Consider the following 23734-nt stretch of genomic DNA (forward strand, 5'->3'; position numbering starts at 1 on the left):
CTTCTGCGGGGCCGGGACTTCTCGGCGCCGTGCCGCCGCATCTCGCTTCATAAACTCCTCGGTTATCGGCTGTTAAGGGATTGTTTATCCGGTCCGCTCATCATGGGGCTCGTCAAGCGGGAGGATGCACGACCGCATCCGACGAAAGGAGTTAACCATGTATTGAATGAACTGTGGTCACGAGATGCCCGATGCCGCCAAGGTATGCCCGGCGTGTGGAACGAAGGTCGGCGGTGTCGGGGTGGCGGACGCCGCGGGTGCGGCCGATGCGCCCGTTCGTCACGATTCCTACGAGTATGCCCGCACCACGGTGGCAAGCGACTTGGCGACGGTTGCGACCGACTGCTATCAGAGCCTTGGCTTCGAGCTCACGAGTGCTAAGAGCTCGCAGACAGGCGGCAGCACGGTGCTCGCCTTTCGCCGCAGTCGCAAAGTGCGCGGCAAGGCGCAGCTTGCCAAGCTCCAGCGCACGGCCGACGATCTTATTGCTCAGCTTGCGATGCTTGAGGGCGAGAAGACGCGCGGTGCGACCATGAAGGCCATCACAACGGGCGTTGTCTCGGCGCTGGTGCTCGGCGTGGGCATGTGCTGCACCATGGTGTGGACGCAGTTTATGGTGCTCGGCATCATCGTCGGCCTTGTGGGCATTGCCGGCTGTGTTGGGGCCTGGCTGCTCTACCGTGCGACGGTGCGCAGGGACACCGCGCGCCTGGCTCCGCGCATCGAGGCCGCTTACGACCAGCTGGCAACCGTGTGCGAAGAGGCCCAATCCGTGCTCGCTACGGCGTAGCAGACGACAGGGCGACTTAATCGAGTCGCTTAGCAACAGGCGCCTGTCAGGCGGGGTGATAACAGGTCTGCAGGCAAAACCGATACGCAAGAAAGGAATTGATCATGGGCAAGTTCGGTATGGGTCTTGGCATCGTGGTTCTGGTCGCGGCGGGTGTGGCCATCGCTTACTGCATCAAGCATGACGTGTTTGGTGACCTCGCACTCAGCTGGCGCGTGTAGCGGGTGATCACCATGAGCGTGGGAGACGTGTTGGGCTTGCTGGTGGCTGTCGTAAGTTGCGCTGTTGTGTTTCGCAGGGTGCCATAGCTGCTGCCATCTGCCATTGGGGACGGGTACATTTGGCAGACGGGGCGACCATGCCATCCCGTCTGCCAACCGTACCCGTCCCCAATGACACATTTGCCAAATGTACCCGTCCCCAATGGCAGCGAATGGCATACGGGCGCGCGACATGCCTTACGCGCCTGCTGTTCTGTGGCATTTCACACGCACGTCTTCTGTTCTGTGGTAATCCACACGCTTGAGGCTCATATGGGGCCGGTTTTCGTGTGGATTGCCACAATTTAGCTCGCGTCCGTGTGGACTGCCGCACAACAAGCGACGTCCAAGCTCCATGTCCGAAGTCCGCGACGATGCGGGGCCAGACGGCATGCGCTCATCCAATGCCGGCTATTAGGAGATGCCGGCCATCAGAAGACCAACTATCGGGCCGACATCATCTTTGGGCTGCATGCGTTCCGGGGCGCGCATCGCGTACTATCCAGATGGCGACGATGACGGCAAAGACGCACACAGCGGCACCGGTCAGCATGATCATGGGGGAGCGGAAGCCCTCGTTGTTTGCAGTGCTAAACGTGTCAATCATCGAGATTTCAAGCGAAAGCATCGAGACGCTGGCAACTACCAGGTACAGGGCGTTTGCCGCCCGTGCCGCCGGATGCGGAGAGTGCCGCTCGCGTACGAATTTCACAATACCGCCGATGAGCGAGTAGAACGCATAGAGCGCAATGCCGTAGATTAAGTATCCCGAATGGGAGATTGCCGATTCGCGGTGAAGTGCAAGAACGATTAAACCGGCAAACACCGGCGTGCACAGCAGAAGCAATGCGCCACACGCGCGGCAGATGCGCTGCTCATGGTGAAGCTGCTGCGCGGTTTGCCGCCCGTCGCTATGACGCAATATGCTGAACGACAGCGGTGCACGCATGACGGCGAGCGCGGCGTAATAGGCGGCGAGCGTGGAAAACCATGCTGACGAGTTGGCCGCCGCGGCGATTGCGTTGCTTGCCGTCCACAGGACATCGATGGCAAATGATAGCGTTGTGGTGAGTCCAAGTCGAAGGTGCGTATCGTTAAGGATGCGGGCAAGAACGTTGTTATGCTCGGCTGCTCTGCGTACGCTGGCCACAGGATTTGCCCGAACAAGGCGTGCGACCCAAATCACGAGCGCCCATGCCGAGAGGACATAGGAGAAGTAGACGAGGACATGGGGCATGCCGATTTCCGCAAACGCTCCAATGAGCAGGGAAAACCCGATGATTGTCACAGCCAATACTAGAGGCAATGGTGGAAAGAGCAGCCGAAGCCCGCATTGCCGCGCGTGTTCGGCCCAGTTGTGAGCCCGTCCTGTGTCCATATTGCTCCCATGTTGCTGTCCGATATCGTACGCGGCAAGCTTAGCGAGGCGAGATAAACGATTCGTAAATGTGCCCCAACATTCGCCATTGGGGACGGGTACGGTTGGCAGGCGGGATTGTCGTTGGGGATGAAGTGCCATTGTTTGCCATTGGGGACGGGTACAGTTGGCAGACGGGGTGACCATGCCATCCCGTCTGCCAACCGTACCCGTCCCCAATGGCAGGCACCCTTGAAATGTACCCGTCCCCAATGGCAAGCACCCTTGTACGTTCTGCGGGGAATGCTCCTGCGGCGGCGTGTACCCGACGTCACCTGATAGGATGCCGCTAACCCCCCAGACGAGGAGGCGGCCCATGTCTCAGACCGTTTTGATCGCCGAGGACGATAACGACATCGTAGAGCTACTCACGCTCTATCTGTCAGGCAGTGGATACGAGGTGCTGGCAGCACCGGACGGTGTTCGCGCACTCGAACTGCTTCAAGAGCGCGACGTCGATGTCGCTCTCGTGGACATCATGATGCCGCGCATGAACGGCTACGATTTCATCAAGGCGGCGCGTGCGGTAAGCGACGTGCCGATCGTCATTGTTTCGGCGCGCAGCATGCCCGCGGACAAGATCGTGGGTCTCGACGCAGGTGCCGATGGCTATATCACCAAGCCGTTCGATCCGCTAGAGGTCACGGCGTATATTCGTGCGATGCTGCGCCGCCGCAACGCAAACCGCGCCGCAGAGGCGTCTGGTGCGGCATCGGGGCAAGGCACCGGTCCTGCAAGGCACGATCCGGACGTCATCGACGCCGCTCTAGCGCAATCGGCATCCGACACAACCCCCATCTCGCCCGACGCCATGGTCTGCGGAGACCTTGTGTTCGACCCCGGCAGGTTGATGCTTTTCAAACAGGGACAGCCCGTTTCCCTCACGGCGGCCGAGCTCAAGATCATGGCTGCCCTCATGGCCGCGCCGGGACGCGTGCTCAGCAAGGACCGGCTGTACGCAGCGGTAAACGGTGAGCCGGCGTTTGGCGGGGCGAGCAGCGTGATGGTGCACATCTCGAATATCCGCGCCAAGCTCGAGGATGACCCGCTGCAGCCTCGCTACATCAAGACGGTTCGCGGCCTGGGGTATCGAATCGATGGATAAGCAGAAGCCACAGGAAAACGCCGCCCCATTTCGGCCCGGTTTGTCTCGCATGCGCGGAGCACTCGCCAACGCCGGCCGCGCGGTGCGCACCAGCCTCGCTGCACGCTGTCTTGCTGTGGTGGTTGCCTATGCGCTTGTGCTCACGGCGGCCATGGCCGTCCTCGGGCGCGCGGGGGATGCCCTGTTCACCAACGCGTTTCCCTCTATGGACACGGTGATTGAATACGACGATGCCCTCAAGCAGGACGACTTCGCCGCGCTGCAGTCTCCGGAGTTGCACAACAGCCAGATCATCGTCTTCGATGCCGACGGAGCGCGCCTATATGCCTCAAGCGAGAAGGTTGCGACGTGGGTCTTCGCTTCCGACCTCTCGTTTATCAGCGATTATGACGAGAGCACGTTCTACGAGGTATTCCAGGAGTATGCGGAGGACGGGCTGCGATACCGAATCCTGTGGTGCGTCTACGACGACCAGGACGGCTCCAGCAAGACCGTGATTTCGTGGTGCGAACTCGACGAGGGCCTGCATATTGTGGCGGGAGACCTCTTTCCGGGACGCTCTGCGCTCACGCAGCGCGAGTTCGATCTGATCAAAGGTGTCTACGACGCCCAGCTCAGCGTGGAGCGCTACGACTACGTCACGGATGTCGGCGACTTCCGCTCGCTGGTGCTGCTGGCTCCGCTTGTCAGCGGTGCGCGGTATCAGAGCGTGCTCGACAGCGCGGGACGTCTTGCGCTGCTGGGCGTTCCCATCGTACTGGTGGTGACAGCCGCCGCCGCGTGGGCGCTCGTGCGCATGGCGCGCAGGGCGGCACGCCCGCTTGACGATGCCATCGATGCGTATCGTCGGGGAGACGAGGATGCCTCGACGCGCTCTCGGGTTCCCAGCGAGCTTGTGCATACCTACGACAACTTCACCGCCCTCATGGATGAGTTGCGCGCCTCTCGGCTCGAACGGCAGCGCATTATCGCTGACGTCTCGCACGACCTGAAGACGCCGCTCACGGTGATTCGCGGCTATGCCCAAGCATTTTGTGAGGGACTGGTGCCTCCGGAGAAGCAGGAGGCCTACCATCGTGCTATCGCGGAACGCGCGGTGGCGGCAAGCGAGCTGATCGACGCTCTTTCCAGCTATGCCCAGATGGAGCACCCCTCGTTCGAGCCCGAGCTCGTTCGGCGCGACGTCGCCGCGCTCGTGCGTTCGGTGGCGTCGAGTGCAGAACCCGCGGTGGAGCAGGCGGGCGATACGCTTGAGGTGGACGCTTCCGGTGAGGCGTCCGCCCTCATCGACGACCAGCTGTTTCGGCGCATGCTCGCCAACCTCATCGACAACGCTTGGGCACACAACGACGCCGGCATACGTATTCGCGTATCGTGCTGCATCGATGATGTGCGCGGTGTGGTGGTCGTGACGGTCGCCGATACCGGCAAGGGCTTTCCGCCCGAGCTTGCGGCGCGGGCGTTTGAACCTTTCGTGACCGAGAACGTGGCGCGCGCGGCAGAAGGTGGCACGGGGTTGGGGCTCTCTATAGCCCGACGCGCCGTGGAGCTCATGGCCGGCAGCATCCGCGTGGATGAGCACCCCGCTGCTCCATGGGGCGCCGTGCTGGTGGTCGAGCTGCCGCGAGCATAGGCGTCGCTCCTGCAGCACGCGGCTAGCCTGCAGCACGCGGCTAGCCTGCGCCGCGCCGCCGCTTCACGTGCGTGCGCCGCGCTGCTCTACCCGCATTCACCCGGTCCACGACCTGTCGCCCTGCACGCACTCATCAGGCCCGCGACCTGTCGCCCCGCCTTGGACCCGCGGCCCGTCGTCGCCCCATCCGCGACCGTCTGCGTTCGCCCGTCCCGCCCCGTTCCCGCGACTATCTAAATAAACCTTTATAAACGAATCCTTAGCACGCCTTCAGCCGTCCTGAAGGTGGCTCCTCCAGACTGATGCTCGTACCGCAAAGCAAAGGACAGGAGGAGCACATGCGCCCAGCCGGACCGATGGAGGCCGCACGGGTCATTGACCTGAGGATTGGCACGCATCAAAGATATCGCTACACCGCCCTTTGCTTTCTCGAGCGCGGGGCCCTCTTGCATCCGGCAAAGACCGCCGTCGTGGATGAGCTTGGCTCATGCACATACGGGCAGCTGTACGGTCTTGTTCGGCGGGTGGGTTCCGCGCTGGCCGCTCGTGGCTGTACGGGTCGGGCGGTAATCGTATGCGCCGAAAAGAGCGCTGAGACGCTTGCGGCCATGCTCGGCGTGCTCGCGGCGGGCGGGTATTACGTGCCGGTAGACCCCGCCGTTCCCGCCGAACGGGCGCGGAGCATCTACGAGACGCTCGAGCAGCCCGTGGTGATTGTCGACTGGCGCACGCGCGACCGCGCACGCATGGTGTTTCCAGGCGCCGAGCTCGCTCCTCTGGACGAGCTCACGGCTGCCCCAATCGCGGCGGACAATCTCGATCGCATCGCACGGCAGGTCGTCGACACCGACCCGGCATACGTGCTCTTTACCTCTGGCTCCACGGGCGCCCCGAAAGGCGTTGCGGTGAGTCACCGCGCCATCGTCGAGTTCATCTCGACGTTCGTGCGTACGCTCGAGATCGGTTCGGACGAGGTGTTGGGCAACCAAGCGCCGTTCGACTTCGACGTCTCGGTCAAGGATATCTATGGGGCCATGGCGGCAGGTGCCACGCTTGTCATTCTGCCGCGGCGGCTCTTTTCGAGCCCTGCAGAGCTCATGGATGCGCTCGCCGCCCATCGGGTGACGACGCTCATCTGGGCGGTTGCCGCCCTCTGCTTGCTTTCGCGCCTGCACGGCTTGGAGCATGCGGAGCTTCCGTGTCTGCGCACGGTGATGTTCAGCGGCGAGGTCATGCCGCTCGAGCATCTGCGCCGGTGGCGAGAGCGCTTGCCACGCGTACGCTTCGTAAACCTGTACGGACCGACCGAGGTCACGTGCAACTGCACCTATCAAGTGCTTGCTCCTGGCCGGTCGTACGACGAGGGAGTGCCGCTGGGGAGGCCATTCCCAAACAGGCGGGTTCTGCTGCTCGACGAGGCGGGACGGCTTGTGACGGAGCCCGGTGAGGTGGGCGAGCTCTATGTAGGCGGGTCGGCCCTTGCGCTCGGCTACGTGGGAGACACGGAGCGTACGCGCGCCGCCTTTGTATCCAGTCCGCTTCGCTCCTTGGTGCCCGAGACGCTCTATCGCACGGGGGACCGTGCGCGCGTGGGCACGGAGGGTGAGCTGTTTTTCTGCGGTCGTGTGGACAACCAGGTGAAGCATCTGGGACATAGGGTCGAGCTGGAAGAGATCGATGCGGCATTCGAACGCCAGCCGGACGTCGAGCGCTGCCGGACGGTCTACGACGCACGCCGCGAGCGGCTGTGTGCCTTCTTCGAGGGCTCGGCAGCTATAGGCGACCTGCGCCGCGGCGTGGAGCGGTATCTGCCGGCCGCCCTGGTTCCCGGTCGCATCGTGCGCGTCGAGGCCATGCCGCTCACCAAGAACGGCAAGGTCGACCGCCTGCGCCTGCTCGAGCTCGATGAGAACGTGCATCGGCGGTCTGTAACGGCGACTGCAAACAAGGGCGCGTCTGTGAAGTCAGCCGTCCGCCAGCCCGTCAAATCGTCCGCTCACCACACCCACCCTCTTGCCTTAGAAAGGAGCTCGTCATGACCGGTCCCTCCGCTCTCGTGAAAGTCGAACAGGCGTCACGCGCCGCCATGAACGCGCCTTCTGCGCGCCCGACAGCCGGGCTTTCCGACGGTGTCCTCGGCGACGTGGCCCAGCGCTTTGGCACGCCGCTCTACGTATTCGACGAGCGGGCGCTTGCCGAGCGCACGGCGTTCCTGCGCGCCTCGCTGCCTCAGGGTGTAGGGCTCTGCTATGCCATGAAAGCCAACACCTTCGTGCTTCCGCAGCTGTCGCCGCTCGTTGACCGCGTGGAGGTGTGCTCGCCCGGCGAGTATCGCATCTGCCGTACGGTCGGGGTGCCCCAGGGGAGGCTCGTGATATCGGGCGTCCATAAAGACGAGGCGACCGTTGCCGCCGCGCTGGCCGACGCGGCACAGCCGGCGACCGTGACGATTGAGTCCGAGGCCCAGATGCGGCTCGTCGACCAGCTGGCGCAACGGTTCGGCCTGCGTGTGCCGGTGCTGCTGCGCCTGACGAGCGCCAACCAGTTCGGTCTGGATGCGTGCAAGGTGCGCGAACTGGCGGGTCGCTACCTGCGAGCCACCCACATCGAGCTGCGTGGCGTCCAGTATTTCTCCGGCACGCAGAAGACCTCGGCCAAGCGCATCGGTCGAGAGATCGAGAAGCTGGACCGGTTCCTGGCAAGCCTTGAGCAGGAATGTGGCTGGCGTGCACCTGAGTTCGAGTACGGCCCCGGGCTGCCTGTCGCCTACTTCGAGGCCGATGCCTTCGACGAGCGGAGCCTGTTGGTGCAGATTGGCCGTCACCTGCAGGAGATGTCGTTTACGGGAGACATCGTCCTGGAGGTGGGGAGAAGCCTCGTGGCAAGCTGTGGAACGTATCTTACGAGCGTAGTCGATACCAAGTGCAACCGCGGCCAGCGCTACGCCATCGTGGACGGCGGCACGCATCAGCTGGTGTATTTTGGCCAGTCGATGGCCATGCGGCAGCCGTCGTGCCGGCTTCTGCGCCCTGGCACGCCGGGGGAGGCGGGTGCCGATCGCGACCACGCCGCCTGCGAGCGTGTCGCCGGCAGCCCTGCCGCCGATGCCCGCACCACCTGTGATCATGCCGCCGGTGACCCTGCCGCCGATACCCCCGCCACTTGCGACGGCCTCGCGTCCGCTCCGGACAGCGAACGGGAGCTTTGGAACGTCTTCGGGTCGCTGTGCACCGTGAATGACGTGCTGGCCAAGCAGATGCCGCTTTGCGGACTGCGGGAACAAGACGTGCTTGCGTTTTCGAACGCGGGTGCCTACTGCGCGACGGAGGGCATCGCGCTCTTCCTCAGTCGCGATCTGCCGCGTGTCGTCGTGCTCGATCGCGCCGGAGAGCCCCATGTGGTTCGCGATGCGCTGCGTACCGACCCGCTCAACACCCCCTCCTCTTTCCGATAGCGGGAGCGCGGGCCACCTCCCCGCTTCCTGCAGCGGCCCGCGTTCCCGCACCCTTCGGAAGTTTTTGTCTCATGTTTCATGGGCACGTGCGTGCCCCGATTCGAAAGGAACCGATTATGGACGCTCTGCTCGACATTCTCGAAGACCTCAGGCCCGGCGAGGACTATCGCTCGCGCACCGATTTGGTGGACGCGCGCGTGCTCGATTCGCTGACCATTCTTGCGCTCGTCTCCGAGCTCGAAGACACCTTCGACATTTCCATTCCCGCGGTCGAGATCGTCGCCGACAACTTCAACTCTCTTGCCGGCATGTGGGCCATGGTGAGTCGCCTGCGCGACGAGGACCTGTAGGCGACGCGAGGCGGCGACCCCATGAAGTCATATATCTCGCTTGCCGTGCTGGGACTGGTGCTGATTGCGGCCGTGATGCTCTACCAGCTCGCGCCGCGCCGGATGCGTCCTGTCGTGCTCCTCGCGGCAAGCTATGGGTACGTTTGGATGCTGAGCGGAGCGCTGCTGACGTTTTTGCTGTTTTCGACGGCGAGCATTTGGGCGACAGGCATGGTGCTGGATGCCCTGCGTAGCCGACGTGCGGCGGAGCTTGCCGAGCCGGGGGCGTCGCGCCGTGCGGTGAAGCAGCGGTATCAGCGCCTCATGCGCTGCATGCTCGCGACTGGTGCGGCGGCGAACCTTGGCGTGCTCGCCGCGCTCAAGTACCTGCCCTTCTTTGCGGGGCTTGCCAAACCGCTGCTCGCCGCTGTGGGTGTTGCGGCGCCTACGGCCGGGCTCGGCATCGGCGTGCCAATCGGCATATCGTTCTATACGCTGCAGGCCATCTCCTATCTGGCGGATGTCTACCGCGGCACCATTTCCGCCGATCGCAATCCCGTGCGACTGGCGCTCTTTCTCGCATTCTTTCCGCAGATCATGGAAGGGCCCATCGCTCGCTATGGCCAGACGGCTGCCCGCCTGTGGGAGGGACGGCCCGTTACGGCAGAGGCGCTCTTTGGTGGATCGGCGCGCATTCTGTGGGGCCTGGCGAAGAAGCTCGTGGTAGCCGATCGCGTGAACGCGCTCGTAAAGGCTGTCTTTGATGACTATGGTTCCTACGACGGCGGCGTGATCGCGCTGGCCGCAGTGCTCTATACGGCGCAGCTGTACTTCGATTTCTCCGGCGCGATGGACATCGCCGTGGGAGCGGGACGCATCTTCGGCGTGTCCGAGCCAGAGAACTTTCGACAGCCGTTTGCTTCGCGCACGGCATCGGAGTTTTGGCAGCGCTGGCATGTGACGCTGGGCTCGTGGTTTCGCGACTACGTGTTCTATCCGGTGTCGCTCTCTGCCCCGGTCAAACGCCTCTCTGCAGCTGCGCGCCGCGCGCTGGGTAGCCGTGTGGGTCCCGTTGCCGCAAGTGGCGTCGCGCTCGCCTGCGTATGGCTGGGAAACGGGCTGTGGCACGGCGCGGGAGGTCAGTACCTGCTCTTTGGCGCGTACTATTTCGTGCTCATATGGACGGGCGGCCTGGTGGTCCCTTTGGCAGAGCGGCTGTGCTTGCATATGGGGATCGACCGTGACGGCCGTGCCTGGCATGCATGGCAGCACCTGCGGACCCTTGCGGTGATCGTCGTGGGCGAGCTCATCTTTCGCGCTGCGAGTGCGGAGGACGCCCTGTCCATGGTATGGCGTCTGGTGACGACCTTCTCTTTTGCCTCGTTTGCGGATGGGACCGTGTTGACGCTCGGCATGGATGCCGCAGATGTTGCGGTGGTCAGCGTGGCGGTCGTCGTCCTACTCGTCGTGGGCCATCTGCGTGAGCGCGGCATGCATCCGCTGCGCCGCATGTGGTCCTGCCCGTGGCCGGCGCGTGCTGCCCTGCTGCTTGCGCTTGCTATGGTGAGCGTCGTCTTTGGCGCCTATGGGGCCTCCTATGTTCCGATTGACCCCATGTATGCACAGTTCTGAGAGGAGACATCGCATGGTGCGAGTCGTTCGTCATATCCGTTCCACAGCGATCGCGCTCACGGTGATGGCGGTTGCTGTCGCGCTGTTGGCGGGCGCGTCCTACGTGGTGATGCCCAAGAATAATCAAGCCGAGTTCGGTCAGGTCGATGCCGCCGCTCACGGCGTCATGGGCGAGCCTGCCAACTCCATCGACGTGCTGTTTTTGGGCGACAGCGAGGCGTTCAGCTCGTTTTCGCCGCTGCAGCTGTGGGGCGAGCGGGGCATTACATCCTACACCTGCGCAACGAGCGCTCAGCGCCTGAGCTACACACGTACGCTGCTTGCGCGCGCCCTCAAGCGGCAGCGACCGCGCGTGGTGATGCTCGAGACGGATTGCGTCTATGCACGCCTGACGCTGGGCGATGCGGCCTTTCGGTTGCTTTCCGACGTGTTTCCCATCTTTGAGTACCATGACCGATGGAAACACCTGCGCCCGGAGGATATCGCCGGCAGCGTGCGCCAAACCTGGACGGACGAGCTCAAGGGATTCCGTCTGGACCACGCCATGGATATCAAGGCCGCCGACGACTCCTCGCACATGGCGGAGACCGACAAGGTTGCGAAAGTGTCGCGGCTCAATCGGCTTCACCTCAACGAGATCCATCGCATGTGCACGGAACACGGTGCAAAGCTTGTTTTGGTGAGCACGCCCAGCACGGTCAATTGGAACATGGCGCGGCATCGGGGCATCGAGCAGTTTGCCCGCGAAATGGGTGTCGATTACTACGACTTCAACCTGGGTGAGCACGAGGTGCCGATCGATTGGTCGTGCGAGACCTATGACGGAGGAGACCATTTGAACCTTGCTGGTGCCAAGAAGGTGACGAGCGCCGTGGGTGCGCTGCTGAGCGAGGTGTACGACATGCCTGACCATAGGCAGGATGCTGCCTTCGATGCTTGGAACGACGCCTATAACCGCTACCAGCAGCGTCTTTCTGCCCTGTGATGCCGCAGGGGACCAGGCGGAAAGAAGCCGCCACAGGTCCTCCATGATGTAACAAAGATGTTTACAACATAGGTGTCAAGGGAGTATGCTGCTGGAAAGCGACTGTGGAAGGTAGGGACTACATGCAGATCTCGACGCGGTTTTCCATGGCGGTGCATACACTGCTGTGCATTGCGTATTTCACGCCAAAGGAGCGGGTGACCTCATCGTTTGTGGCGCAGAGCGTGAACGCGAATCCTGTGGTCATTCGACGCGTCTTCGGGCAGCTCAAGGAGGCCGGCCTCATCACGGTGGAGATGGGTATCGGCGGAGCGAAGCTTGCGCGTCCTGCCGATACGATCACGCTGCTCGACGTGTTTCGAGCAGTGGAGAGCGTGGATGGCGACCTGTTTAACTTCCATGCCGATCCCAACCCCGAGTGCCCGGTGGGCCACAGCATCCATGCTGTACTCGATGGCGAGCTGGCCGACGCACAGCGCGCGCTCGAGGACCGCTTGGCTCAGTCGACCCTGGCCGATCTCGAGGGCCGTGTGGAGCAGCTGAACTCCTAGGCGCGCCCGATGTAGGGCGCGGTGACGCACGTCGTCCGCTGCGTCGCATCCAAAGCAATTACAGAGTGTGTCGATAGACCGCGCCGCGCGGCAGGGTAGCTCTGTGCAAAAACACCGAATGTCGCGGGTGTAGGCCGCGGAGCTGCGGCTCGAATCGCATGTTTACATGAGGAGGGCATTATGGAAGGAACGTTGCGTTTGGTGAGCGCACCAAGGGAGGGAAGCCTGTCCGAGCAGGTTGAACGGCTGCGCCGTGCGCTGGATGAAGCCGATGCGGTTGTGATCGGCGCGGGCGCCGGGCTTTCGACCGCCGCTGGGTTCACCTACGGCGGAGATCGTTTTACCAAGTGGTTCGGCGACTTTGCAGATAGGTACGGGTTCACCGACATGTATTCGGGCGGGTTCTATCCCTTCGATACATTCGAGGAGTACTGGGCGTTCTGGAGTCGCAACATCTACTGCAACCGCTATCTGCCGGCGCCGGGCAGCGTCTATGCTGATCTGTTCGGCGTTGTGCGCAACCGGGACTATTTCGTGCTCACGACTAACGTAGACCATCAGTTCCAGATTGCAGGGTTCGATAAGCACCGGCTGTTCTACACCCAGGGCGATTACGGCCTGTTCCAATGCAGCGAACCGTGCCATGCGAAGACCTACGATAACGAGGCTGCGGTATGCGCGATGCTCAAGGCGCAAGGATACGTCAAGGGGGCCGATGGGGCGTACGAGCTTCCCGAAGGGGTCCGTCCGCTCATGGAGGTGCCGAGCGACCTGGTGCCGCACTGTCCGGTCTGTGGTAAGCCGATGAGCACGAATCTGCGTATCGACAACACGTTCGTGGAGGATGAGGGCTGGCATCGCGCGGCGGAACGTTGGGCTGACTTTCAGCGGCGGCACGAGAGGACGCGCACGCTGTACCTGGAGCTTGGCGTGGGGTATAACACGCCGGCCATCATCAAGTTTCCCTTCTGGCGGGCGACGGCAAACAATCCGTTGGCGACGTATGTTTGCGTGAACAGGGGAGAGGCCGCAGCGCCGGTCGACATCGAACGCCAGTCGATTCTCATTAACGCCGACATCGCCTCCGTTATCTCTACCCTCACCGCTTAGATGTCCGATCGGGATGGAGTCTCTTTCGGTAAGCTCTTTACATTTCAGCGAGTGACATCGGCTTTGGCCGGTTGGGATTGGTTCCTGACCGGCCATTTCTTCATATGTGATGGGCGTTCGTTAATGTAATAGCAACTGTTACAACATGAAGATACCGTGGAGACACACACGACTTAGCTGTAACAGTTGACAGTACAACGAAACGACGGTTTACTGGGAGTCGTCAAGAGGTGTAAGCAAAACACTTACATCAAGCAAGCCGAAGGGATTCGGTCAAGAGAAAGGACCCATCATGAAGATCGCAGTCGTGTGCGCCAATGGCAAGGCCGGTCGTCTCATCGTCAAGGAGGCCGTCGAGCGTGGCCACGAGGTCACCGCCGTCGTGCGCGGCGAAAACAAGACCGTCGCCCAGAATGTGCTGGTCAAGGATCTGTTTGACCTGACCTCCGACGACCTCGCCGGTTTCGATGCCGTCATTGACGCCTTCGGCGCCTGGACTCCGGAGACCCTGCCGCAGCACAGCACCTCGCTGAGGCACCTGTGCGACATTCTGTCCGGCTCCGACGCGCGCCTGCTCGTCGTCGGTGGTGCAGGCAGCCTCTACGTGAACCCCGAGCACACCGTCACCGTGTCCGAGGGCCCCGAGTTTCCCGACGCGTTCAAGCCGCTTGCTGCCGCCATGGCTCAAGCTTTGGACGAGCTGCGTAAGCGCGCCGACGTGCGCTGGACCTATCTCTCCCCAGCGGCCGACTTCCAGGCCGATGGCGAGCGTACCGGCGCCTATATCCTGGCGGGTGAGGAGCTGCGTGTAAACGATGCCGGCGAGTCTATTATTTCCTATGCGGACTACGCAATCGCCATGGTCGACGAGGCCGAGCGTACGACAGACGCGCATATCCAGCAGCGCATTTCGGTCGTCCGCCGCTAGCGTCTCGACACATCCCGAGGGGTGCGCCCGTCGGGGCCGAATCGAACGATATGGTGGTATGACGGGAGTGTTGCGTGGGCCGCGCGACGGCGGGAAGGGGAGACACGATGGATGAGAAGCGTAAGAACGAGTTGGTGAGCCGCACGGTCGCGTGGCTGGTGGATGAACGGCGCAGGACCGGTGGTTGGATGCTGCCCGACGGCGAGCCCGATGCCTCGGCCTCCTTCGAGGAGAAGTGGCGAGCCTTCCGGGCACTAGTGAACACGCGCGAACCGTTTCCTGCCGACCCCGCGTTTCTCGCCGTACAGGATGAGCTGCTGCGCGGCATGATCGCCGATGCGGGCATCACGCCTGTGGACGAAATCGCGCCCGCGTCGGCCGATCATCGCCTGTCCGTCTGGCAGGGCGACATCACCACGCTCGCCGCGGACGCTATCGTGAATGCGGCGAACTCCGGTATGACCGGTTGCTGGCAGCCGCTCCATTCGTGCATCGACAACGCGATCCACACATTTGCGGGCGTGCAGCTTCGACTGGAGTGCGCGCGTCTCATGGAGGCGCAGGGCCACCCGGAGCCCACGGCGCAGGCGAAGGTCACGGGCGCCTACAACCTGCCGGCGCGCCGGGTCATCCATACGGTGGGCCCCATCGCGGCGGGACGCCCCACCGGGCAGCACCGGCGCGAGCTCGCCCAGTGTTATCGGTCCTGTCTTGACGCAGCCGCTGCCGAGGGGCTTCATACGGTCGCGTTCTGCTGCATCTCTACCGGCGTATTCGGGTTTCCGCAGCATGAAGCGGCACAAATCGCCGTCAAGACGGTTCGCGCCTGGCTCGATGCCCATCCCGGCGCGGACATGCGCGTCGTCTTCAATACCTTCCTCGATGCCGACCGCGCCATATATCAGCAGCTGCTCGGGTAGCTCACCGCATGCGCCCCAAAAGATGCCAGGCACCTTTTGGGGCACGTTGACATCTACGCCCTGCTGACCTGCAGGACGGCAGCTCCGGCAGCGACCGTGCTCTCCGCCTCGGCCGTGAGGGTGACATCGGCGAACTCGGCCGTATTGGAAACGGCGAGCACGACGCAGTCGGGATGTCCGGCTGCCTTGATCGCTGCGCGGTCGATGCCGATGATCGGCTCGCCGGCGTGCACGGTATCGCCCTGCGCCACATAGCCCGTAAAGCCCTCGCCGTTCATCGCGACAGTGTCGATGCCCACATGCACGAGAGCCTCGATGCCGTTGCTGCCGGCGATGCCCACGGCGTGTCCCATGACCACGGTGACCGTGCCAGAGATCGGGGCGTAGACCGTCTCCTCGTCGGGCCAAATGGCGCAGCCCTTGCCGAGCGTGTTGGCCGAGAACACCGGATCAGGCACATCGGCCATCGCGATCACGCGACCCGCGACCGGGGCGCAGAGCACATCTGCCCCTTCCTGTGCGGCGACGGCCGCAGGACGCGTGGGCGCGGCGGGCTCGGCTGCCTTGGTCGCCTCGCCCTTCTTCTTGAACATGTCGAACAGTCCCATGGTGATGCTTCCTTTCTGTGATGCCCCGCGAAGGGGCGCCTGTAGTTCGGTTTCTGCGATTTTATGTATCGGCCTGCGTGCGTTTGTGGCCTCTGTGGTCGCGGTAGCGCTTGGCGGCTTGTCTACAGCGGGAGCGCCCCCGCGACGCTGACAACTCCGGCGAATCCGATCACGACGTAGGTCGCTTTGCGCACGAGTTCGCCGTCGAGCTTGCCTACCAGGCGCGATGCCATAGAGGCCCCGGCCAGCATGCCGATGATGCTCGCGGCGCCTAGCGGCGCGTCTGCGACCGAGAGGACGCCGCTCGCCAGGCGCATGACCGTGGCTGCCGCCAGCGTGATCATGAAGAAGGCCTGGATGGTGCCTAGATACTCCTTCACGTCTTTGATGCGTGCGAGGTAGTAGACCACCATAAGGGGGCCGCCGATGCCAAACAGCCCGTCGCACACGCCGGATACGAGCACGCATGCGACGGCGGCTGCCCCCTTGGGTTCAAACCCGTCCCCCTTGCCCGAGAGGAAGTAGGCCGCAAGCGCGATGAGGAAGATGCCGAGCGCGCCCTTCATGACAGCTGGGTCCGCATCGCGGCCAATAAGAATCGAGGCCCAGCTTACGGCGATGTAGCCTGCTGCGGGCAGGGCGATGGCACGCAGGTGGGCATAGTGTCGATACCTCAGCACCATCGAGATGGTGAGCGCAAGCGATGCCACGCCCGTCACGCCGGCAGCCTCGGGAACGGAAAGGGCGAAGGGCAGCACGAGCATCACTACGATGCCCGCGCCGAACCCCGTGATGCCCTGCACGAAGCCGCCGGCAGCAGCGGCTGCAAGCGCCGCACCAAGCAGCAGCACGTTCATCGCGCGCCTAGCCCAAATCCTCGCCGTTGGTGGCAATCACCTGGCGATACCAGTCGAAGCTACGCTTCTTGAAGCGCTTGAGCGAACCGGTGTTGTCGTCGTTGCGGTCGACGTAGATGTAGCCGTAGCGCTTCTTCATCTCGCCCGTCGAGGCCGAAATGACGTCGATCGGACCCCAGCTGAGATAGCCCATGAGGTCCACGCCGTCCTCGTCCACCGCCGCGCGCATGGCCTCGATGTGCGCCTTCAGGTACGCGATACGGTAGGAGTCGTCCACCGTCCCGTCGACCAGCTCGTCGATCGCGCCCAAGCCGTTCTCCACGATGAACAGCGGCTTCTGGTAGCGGTCGTAAAGCGCGTCGAGGGAGTTGCGCAGGCCCACCGGGTCAATCGTCCAGCCCCAGTCGGAAACCGACAGATAGGGGTTCTTGACACCGAGAATCTTGGCGAGTGGCGAGGCAGGGTCCACGAGCGGCACGGAGGGGTCGGTCGAGACCGTGGTGGAACGGTAGTAGCTGAAGCCCACGTAGTCCACGCAGCCCTCGGCGAGGTCGCGCTTGTCCTGCTCGGTCATATCGATGACGATGCCCTCGCGCTCGTAGCGCTTGAGCTGGTAGGAGGGGTAATAGCCGCGCACCTGCACGTCGGAGAAGAAATAGCAGCGGTTCGCGAGCTCCCAGGCGGCGTGCACGTCCTCGGGGCGGCAGCTGTAGGGGTAGACCATGCCCTGGCTGAAGGTGAGCATGCAGCCAATCTGGTTCTCGGGGTCGATCTCGTGCCCAATCTTCACGGCGCGCGCCGATGCCACAAGCATGTGGTGCGTCGCCACCATGGTCTCTTTCGGATCGGAGGAGGCCAGTCCCGCTCCCAGCCAGGCGTTGGTGTTCATGACGTTGATCTCGTTGAAGGTCATCCAGTAGCGCACCTTGCCGCGGTAGCGGGTGAAGACGGTCCGCACGTAGCGCTCGAAGCACTCGATGGTACGCCGATCCATCCAGCCGTTCCAGGCGTTGACGAGTCCCAGGGGCGTCTCGTAGTGGCTGAGCGTCACGACGGGCTCGATGTCATGCTCACGCAGGCAGTCGAAGACGCGGTCGTAAAACGCCAGGCCGGCCTCGCACGGCTCTTCCTCCATGCCGGTGGGGAAGATACGGCTCCAGGAAATGGACAGGCGCAGCGCCTTGAAGCCCATCTCCGCCAGAAGCGCGATGTCCTCCGGATAGGTGTGGTAGAAGTCGATGCCGTCGTGGTTGGGGTACCACTCACCCTCGATCGGCGCGAAGGTGGAACCCGCCGGCGGCTCGTGCAGGTCGCCGAAGAACTCGATCTTGCCCGGTTTGCCGTCGGCGTCCAAATAGGTGAGCGTACGGGTCTTGTGCGCGCTGCCGCCCGTCATGACGTCGGCGATCGAGGGACCGCGGCCGTCCGCGTCCCAGGCCCCCTCGAGCTGGTTGGCGGCCGTGGCGCCGCCCCACAGGAAGTCGTCTCTAAAAGACATGGTGCCTCCTTAAGCACGTCTGTTTGGGACGAGCCGGGCCGCGCACGCTTGCCGTCGTCGGCTTGACGCGGCCCGGTTCATGGATGCGTTCTAGGCCTTCTGCTTCTCGGCGCCGTCCTCATCGACGCCCAGGATGAGGGAGGCGATGAAGGCGACCACGAAGGCGATGACGACCGTGGCGACAGCGATCACGATATTCATCGGGTCGTCGCCCATGAAGGTCGGGAGCGCCGGGATGCCGGGGGTTGCGAAGGCGTAGCGCTTGAGGTGCATGATGCCGGCGAACAGGCCGCCCACCGCGCCTCCGATCATGCCTGCGACGAGCGGGCGATGGAACTTGAAGACCACGCCGTAGAGAGCGGGCTCGGTGATGCCGCAGAGCGCCGTGATGCCAGTGGAGATGCTCATCTCGCGGTTCTTGGCCTTCTTTACGCGGAATGCGGTGGCCAGGGTCGAGCCGGCGATAGCCATGTTCGCGGCGAGCATGCCGGGCCCGCACACAGTCTCATAGCCCATGTCGGCGAGCTGGATGGTCTGCAGGGACGGGAAGATGGCGAGGTGCATGCCGGCGAACACGAGCAGCGGGCAGACGGCGCCGACGATGGTGGGAACGAGGATGGGTACGTTGGTGTCGAGGAACGAGAGGATCGAGGCAAGGAAGCCGCCGATGATAGAACCGAGCGGACCGATGACGATGAGCGCCACGGGCGCGGTGATGCCGAGGGTCAGCAGCGGCTGCAGGACGGCCTTCACCACATTGGGAGAGACCTTCTCGGCAAAGCGCTCGACGAACGACATGAAGAGTACCGTCAGGATGATGGGCAGCACGCTCGACGAGTAGTTATAGAGCGTGACCGGCAGGCCGAAGAAGCTCACCGGCTCGTTCGCGCTCACGAGCGCCGTCCAGTTGGGGTGCAGCAGCACGCCGCCCACGATGGCTGCGATGTAGGGGTTGCAGCCGAGCTTGTTAGCGCTCGAGAAGGCCAAAAGAATCGGCAGGAAGTAGAAGACCGCGTCGGCGATGAAGTTTAGGATGTAGTACTCCTGCGAGTCGGTCGGCAGGCCGAAGAGCCCCATGATGAGCAGGGCGGCCTTCACCATACCGCCGGCGGTGATGGCGGTGATGACCGGAGCGAAGATGCCCGCCACCGTGTCGAGGAGCCTGCCGACGGTGAAGCCCTTCTTCTCCGTGGCCCCGTCCGCTGCGGCGGCCGCGTCGTCCTGTACGGGCGTGGGGTCTGCCACGCTCTTGCCGACGACCTTCTCGACCTCCTTGAAGACCTCGTTGACCTGCGGGCCGATGATGACCTGAGTCTGGTCGCCCACCTCGAGGGCGTCGAGCGTGCCGTCGAGTTCCTTCAAGGCCGCGATGTCGGCCTTCGACTTGTCCTTGAGCTGGAAGCGCAGGCGCGTGAAGCAGTGCGTGACCGTGGCGACGTTTTCCTTGCCGCCCACCAGGCGCACGCAGTCTTTGGCCAACTGAACGTTGTCCATGTTCTCCTCCTTGATGTCGCTATCTATCAGCGATGACGCCGCGCCCGGGTCGTGCGGCTTGACCATCGATAGACATCCTACGGAGGATTCGAGCGGACTCCGCTCTGATTTGGTTCCACAACCCGGAACCCGGTATCACAACATGGAACCGCAGCTAAAGGGCATAGTCTGGAATTTGGGCCGGATCAGAGGGGATGCGTCGATATCGGGCGAACGGCAGGATTTCGCCCGCGAACGGCGCGCGCATGCCGGCGGGTGGCCGGGAGGATGCGCACGCCGGGGAGCGCACGTGGCAAGGAGGCTGGAGGGGTTACGCCTCTTCTGTGTGATGCATCCGCCAGTAATGCAGGACGATGGCGTTGGCGACGAGCTCCATGGAGAGGTTGCCCGCAGCCAGCGTCTTGTCGAGCTTACAATCGATGACGACATCGACGGGGATGGTGGGCGGAAGAACCGGTCGCGACGTGATCCAGACCACCTTGGTCCCCTCCGGATGCGTGAAGGTGCCCGCCTCGTCCACGATGCGCTGAAAGAAGTTGCCGAAGAGCGAGAAGATGATGAGCAAGGTGCCGGGCTGCAGCGTGCGCAGAACCTCTCGCTGCTCAGGGGAGTAGATGTAGGCGGTGACCGCCTTGCCAGAGCTGAACAGGTTGTGCTGCAGACTGAACGCCACCGCTCCGGACTGCATTTCGCCTAGGATGACCACCTGATCGTAGGCGTCGATATCGCGCGCGATGCTCTCCAGCAGAGCGTCATCGACATGCTCCGCGAGCGCGCGGGCGTTGCTTGCCACCAGTTCGGTGTAGTTGCCAAGCATGGTCCGGTCGGGGTCGTAGCCCTCCTCCTGGGCCAGGTCGTATTTCAGGCCGTAGGGGCGGCGAAACTTGAGCACCGCGGTCTGGAACTGCTGGAAGTTCTGGAATCCCAGCTCCTTGCAGAACCGGTTGATAGAGCTCTTGGAGACGTTACAGGCTTTGGCCATCTCGGGTTCGGAGATGTAGTCGAGGTGCTCGAGGTTCGAGAGGACCCAGATGGCGATCTGATGGTTGGTGGAAAGGTGCGACGTGGTATTCACCATGCCAAGCAGCGTGGTGCCTATCTGGTTCATATGACCTCCTCGAGACATGTCCAACGTTGAACGTATGTCCGATTATGACCCATCATGGTAACGCCTGCGTTCCAAAGGGACGGGCGTCTTTAGGGACGCAGGCGAATGCCTCGGAACCATGTGTCCCTCGAGGCCCTTCCCGTGTCTCTATCGGGCTATCACGGTGCCGCCCCGGACCTCCCAGACCCGTGTGGTGCAGGCGTCCAGAAAGGCGACATCATGGCTAACGAGCAGCAGCGCGCCGGGGTAGCTGGCGAGCGCGCGCTCGAGGGCCCGCGTGGAGTGCAGGTCCAAATGATTCGTCGGCTCATCCATGATGATCAGGACGGGGTGATCGAGCAGGCCGGCGGCGAGTATGAGCTTGCGCAGCTCGCCGGGGCTCGTCCTGCCTCCCTCCAGGATGCGGTCGGGGTCCGAGTTCAGCTGTGCCACGCAGGAGAGCACCCGTCCGCGTTCGGCGGAGGAGAGGTCATCGATGCGTTCGAGCAGGTCATCGCGCCGTCGTGTGTCGACCTCCTGCGGGATGTCAAGCATCGTGAGGTCGTCGGCGAGCAGCGTGCGCATGTGCGCGAGCAAGGTGGACTTGCCTGCTCCGTTGGGGCCCACGATGCCGATGCGGTCGGTGTTCCCAACGTATAGCTCGGGGATCTCGAGCTGTTCCGTGCCGCAGGGAATGTGCGTGGCCGGGATGCGCAGCAGGGTTTTGCGGGGACTCGGGTGTGCATCGATCCACAGGTCGCCGTCGTAGCGCTTGTGCACGAAGGCGGCGTCGACGCGGGCGCGGGCGGCATCGACTTGGGCGTCCATCTGGGCCGATAGTCTGCCGCGGGCTCCGTCTTGCCCCGTGAACACCGCGAGGTCGATCTTCGCCTTCGCCGATTTGTCCTTGGGGTCGATGTGCCGCTTGCTGCGCCGGGCGTCTGCGCGCGTCGCCTCGCGGGCACGGCGCTCCTTCTCGGCCGATAGGCGAGCAAGCTGGTCTTTTGCCGCCGCGCGCTCGCGCACGAGGGCCTCGCGCTCGCGCGCCGCTTGCGCGTGGGCCGCGGTGTAGCCGCCGGGGCGTACCACGATTCCCTTGGGCTCGAAGGAAGCACAGCGGTCTGCCAGCGTATCGATGAGCGCTCGGTCATGGCTGACGAGGATGCCGATGCCCTGGTAGCGCGCAAGCGCCGAGACGAGCTGCTCGCGTGCATCTGCGTCCAGGTGGTTGCTCGGCTCGTCAAGTGCAAGCACGTCGGGGCGCTGCCAGAGGGCGCAGGCCACCTGCAGCTTCTTCTGCTCGCCGCACGACAGGTCGCCATAGCGCCATGGCATGTCGTCACCGATGCGGAAGATGCGCCTCAGTTCGCGCGCTTCGCGATCGTAGGCGGCGGCGAAGTCATAGAGGGCGTCGGGCGGAGTCGCGGTTTCCTGCGCGCACAGGGTGCAAAATGGACCGCGCGTGACCGAACCGCTATCCGGTTCGAGCTGCCCGCAGGCGATGCGGACAAGTGTGGTCTTTCCGCAGCCGTTGTCGCCCAACAGAGCGGTCCAGCCGACGGGGAAGGTGATGGATACGTTGGAGAGGATGGGCTCGATAGCCGAAGGATAGGTGTAGGACACACCGGAAAGCGCAATCTGCATGACATGCTCCTTGTGACGGCAGGGGCGGTCGAAGCGGCTGCGGCTCGGGCAGCGGCCCCCTGCGTTCGGTCAATGGGAAATGTCTAGCGAATGCGCACCTGTTGCGTCCTTTCCGCCGAATCCGATGGCGTCGCCACACGCACTGCGGGGCAGTATGCCCAACCCGGTCGGCGCGGAAAGTGTAGCGCAAATGACGCCGGGCTGCAAGGCGCCCCACCGAGGTGTCTCTAGAGCATTCAAAGGCTGCGACACCTCGGCCTTCATCCCAGCATATCGCCTGCTAGCGATACTGCCTGGCTACGGCGATTGCCTCACCGAGATACCCGCCGCCAAAGAGCACGCAGTGAAGTAACAGGGGTGCGAGCTGATGGAGGCCAACCCGTTCACGCCACCCATCGGCAAGAGGCGACGCCGCATCGTAGCCGGCAAGGACGTCTTCCAGATAGGGGTAGCCAAAGAGCTGTAGCATCGCGAGGTCTGTTTCGGCGTGGCCTCCGTAGGCCATGGGGTCGATGAGCGCGCCGCCGGTCGGGGAGGAGACGTCTGCCAGATACAGCACGTTGCCCGCCCAGAGGTCGCCATGAAGGCGCGCGCAGGCAACGCCGGCCTCCTCGACAAGCTGGGGTTGCGGAACGTCGAAGTCTCCACGCGCGACGCGGCGCGCAACCTGTTCGAAGAGCTCGACCTCGCGGCGTCCGAAGGAGCCGTCGTCACGCAGAAGCCGCACGTAGTACATGATGCGATGTTCGGCAAAGAACGCGCCCCAGCTGGTGGTTGCCTGCTCGCGGGGTACATAGGGCGTTCCAGCCCGGCCGATGCCGGTGGCCGCGGGGCACTCCGGGGGCGGGCAGCCGAACCAGTCGCCGCCGGCGGCGTGGGTGCGCGCGAGGGCCTCGCCAATGCGCCGCGCAGCTGCTTGCGTGGGGCTTCCGGTGACGATGCGTTCTTCAACGAGACGTGTCCGAGATGCCTCGCGCACCCGTGCAACGCGGATGCCTCCTGCCGGCTCTGCCTCGGCGAGCCAGCGAAGACCCGCGGCTTCGCAGAGGAGCTCGTCGGTGGCACCGGATGCCGTCTTGGTCACCGTGGTAGGGGAGAAGCTGGGCATAAGGTCTCCTTTTCTCGGCATGTCGCGTCGTCAGGGCCCGACGGTTCGTATGCCTGCATGCTGTCACCTGCATCTTTCCTCGTCAAGCGGGCGGGCGGCGCCGCATCGCGACGGGAGCGGGCCCCGGGTGTTGCGCGGGTATCGGCGCAAGGCCGCGAGCTTCGGACGCCGCACGGACATCGGCTTGCTGCGAGCTTAGGGTGTCGCACGGGGCACCGCCTGCCTCTGGCCTCGTTGGTTCCGAGCCTTACCGTTTTGTAACCCCCGCGTAAGGTAAATCGATGGCACGGCATGGCCCCTGGCGGGACAATGACTCAGGATAAG

20 protein-coding genes are annotated in these 23734 nt (G+C 63.6%); 12 read left to right on the forward strand and 8 right to left on the reverse strand.

Annotated elements, in window-relative coordinates; all coding sequences use genetic code 11:
- The first annotated feature begins 166 nt into the window (after nucleotides 1–166).
- On the forward strand, nucleotides 167–790 hold the full coding sequence (locus B5F33_RS01820; protein WP_087410065.1) for a zinc ribbon domain-containing protein: 624 nt from the start codon (nucleotides 167–169) through the stop codon (nucleotides 788–790).
- 717 nt (nucleotides 791–1507) lie between these two features.
- Here the strand turns inward: B5F33_RS01820 and B5F33_RS01825 are convergent.
- The gene (locus B5F33_RS01825) at nucleotides 1508–2569 is read right to left on the reverse strand and encodes a hypothetical protein (RefSeq protein WP_143757916.1); all 1062 of its coding nucleotides are present in this window, start codon (nucleotides 2567–2569) and stop codon (nucleotides 1508–1510) included.
- Between the two features lie 214 nt (nucleotides 2570–2783).
- On the opposite strand from B5F33_RS01825, the gene B5F33_RS01830 reads away from it, so the two are divergent.
- From B5F33_RS01830 to B5F33_RS01880, 11 genes are all read left to right on the forward strand, one after another.
- Nucleotides 2784–3572 carry a response regulator transcription factor gene (locus B5F33_RS01830; RefSeq protein WP_087410067.1) on the forward strand — a complete coding sequence of 263 codons (789 nt, stop codon included), beginning with the start codon at nucleotides 2784–2786 and terminating at the stop codon, nucleotides 3570–3572.
- Complete coding sequence (locus tag B5F33_RS01835; RefSeq protein WP_158095276.1) at nucleotides 3565–5205, forward strand: HAMP domain-containing sensor histidine kinase; 1641 nt, start codon at nucleotides 3565–3567, stop codon at nucleotides 5203–5205. The genes B5F33_RS01830 and B5F33_RS01835 overlap by 8 nt, the downstream gene beginning before the upstream one ends.
- Before the next feature lie 338 nt (nucleotides 5206–5543).
- Complete coding sequence (locus B5F33_RS01840; RefSeq protein ID WP_158095277.1) at nucleotides 5544–7244, forward strand: amino acid adenylation domain-containing protein; 1701 nt, start codon at nucleotides 5544–5546, stop codon at nucleotides 7242–7244.
- Complete coding sequence (locus B5F33_RS01845) at nucleotides 7241–8659, forward strand: alanine racemase (protein ID WP_087410070.1); 1419 nt, start codon at nucleotides 7241–7243, stop codon at nucleotides 8657–8659. The genes B5F33_RS01840 and B5F33_RS01845 overlap by 4 nt, the downstream gene beginning before the upstream one ends.
- A gap of 116 nt (nucleotides 8660–8775) precedes the next feature.
- Complete coding sequence (locus B5F33_RS01850; RefSeq protein ID WP_087410071.1) at nucleotides 8776–9009, forward strand: phosphopantetheine-binding protein; 234 nt, start codon at nucleotides 8776–8778, stop codon at nucleotides 9007–9009.
- A gap of 21 nt (nucleotides 9010–9030) precedes the next feature.
- Nucleotides 9031–10620, forward strand: coding sequence for an MBOAT family O-acyltransferase (locus tag B5F33_RS01855; RefSeq protein ID WP_087410072.1), 1590 nt, complete (start codon nucleotides 9031–9033; stop codon nucleotides 10618–10620).
- A gap of 13 nt (nucleotides 10621–10633) precedes the next feature.
- Complete coding sequence (locus B5F33_RS01860; protein WP_087410073.1) at nucleotides 10634–11605, forward strand: hypothetical protein; 972 nt, start codon at nucleotides 10634–10636, stop codon at nucleotides 11603–11605.
- A 122-nt stretch (nucleotides 11606–11727) separates the two neighbouring features.
- A complete protein-coding gene (locus B5F33_RS01865) occupies nucleotides 11728–12156 on the forward strand; it encodes an Rrf2 family transcriptional regulator (protein WP_087410074.1) in 429 nt (142 codons plus the stop codon).
- Between the two features lie 180 nt (nucleotides 12157–12336).
- Complete coding sequence (locus B5F33_RS01870; RefSeq protein ID WP_087410075.1) at nucleotides 12337–13266, forward strand: Sir2 silent information regulator family NAD-dependent deacetylase; 930 nt, start codon at nucleotides 12337–12339, stop codon at nucleotides 13264–13266.
- A gap of 292 nt (nucleotides 13267–13558) precedes the next feature.
- Nucleotides 13559–14194, forward strand: coding sequence for an NAD(P)-dependent oxidoreductase (locus tag B5F33_RS01875; RefSeq protein ID WP_087410076.1), 636 nt, complete (start codon nucleotides 13559–13561; stop codon nucleotides 14192–14194).
- A 107-nt stretch (nucleotides 14195–14301) separates the two neighbouring features.
- A complete protein-coding gene (locus tag B5F33_RS01880; protein WP_087410077.1) occupies nucleotides 14302–15114 on the forward strand; it encodes a protein-ADP-ribose hydrolase in 813 nt (270 codons plus the stop codon).
- A gap of 53 nt (nucleotides 15115–15167) precedes the next feature.
- On the opposite strand, the gene B5F33_RS01885 is transcribed toward B5F33_RS01880, so the two are convergent.
- The 7 genes from B5F33_RS01885 to B5F33_RS01915 all read right to left on the reverse strand — a co-directional run bounded on the left by B5F33_RS01885 (nucleotide 15168) and on the right by B5F33_RS01915 (nucleotide 23410).
- The gene (locus tag B5F33_RS01885) at nucleotides 15168–15722 is read right to left on the reverse strand and encodes a PTS glucose transporter subunit IIA (RefSeq protein ID WP_087410078.1); all 555 of its coding nucleotides are present in this window, start codon (nucleotides 15720–15722) and stop codon (nucleotides 15168–15170) included.
- A 122-nt stretch (nucleotides 15723–15844) separates the two neighbouring features.
- A complete protein-coding gene (locus B5F33_RS01890; RefSeq protein ID WP_087410079.1) occupies nucleotides 15845–16579 on the reverse strand; it encodes a sulfite exporter TauE/SafE family protein in 735 nt (244 codons plus the stop codon).
- Between the two features lie 7 nt (nucleotides 16580–16586).
- A complete protein-coding gene (locus B5F33_RS01895) occupies nucleotides 16587–18077 on the reverse strand; it encodes a family 1 glycosylhydrolase (RefSeq protein WP_087410080.1) in 1491 nt (496 codons plus the stop codon).
- A gap of 90 nt (nucleotides 18078–18167) precedes the next feature.
- Nucleotides 18168–19571: a PTS transporter subunit EIIC gene (locus tag B5F33_RS01900; RefSeq protein WP_087410124.1), complete on the reverse strand. Its 1404-nt coding sequence runs from the start codon at nucleotides 19569–19571 to the stop codon at nucleotides 18168–18170.
- 310 nt (nucleotides 19572–19881) lie between these two features.
- Nucleotides 19882–20679, reverse strand: coding sequence for a MurR/RpiR family transcriptional regulator (locus tag B5F33_RS01905; protein WP_158095278.1), 798 nt, complete (start codon nucleotides 20677–20679; stop codon nucleotides 19882–19884).
- A 147-nt stretch (nucleotides 20680–20826) separates the two neighbouring features.
- On the reverse strand, nucleotides 20827–22302 hold the full coding sequence (locus B5F33_RS01910; RefSeq protein ID WP_087410082.1) for an ATP-binding cassette domain-containing protein: 1476 nt from the start codon (nucleotides 22300–22302) through the stop codon (nucleotides 20827–20829).
- A gap of 280 nt (nucleotides 22303–22582) precedes the next feature.
- Nucleotides 22583–23410 (reverse strand): fructosamine kinase family protein, encoded by an 828-nt coding sequence (locus B5F33_RS01915; RefSeq protein WP_087410083.1) that lies wholly within the window; start codon nucleotides 23408–23410, stop codon nucleotides 22583–22585.
- Nucleotides 23411–23734: the final 324 nt, after the last annotated feature.

The organism is Collinsella sp. An2 (assembly GCF_002160065.1).
Classification (GTDB): domain Bacteria; phylum Actinomycetota; class Coriobacteriia; order Coriobacteriales; family Coriobacteriaceae; genus Limicola.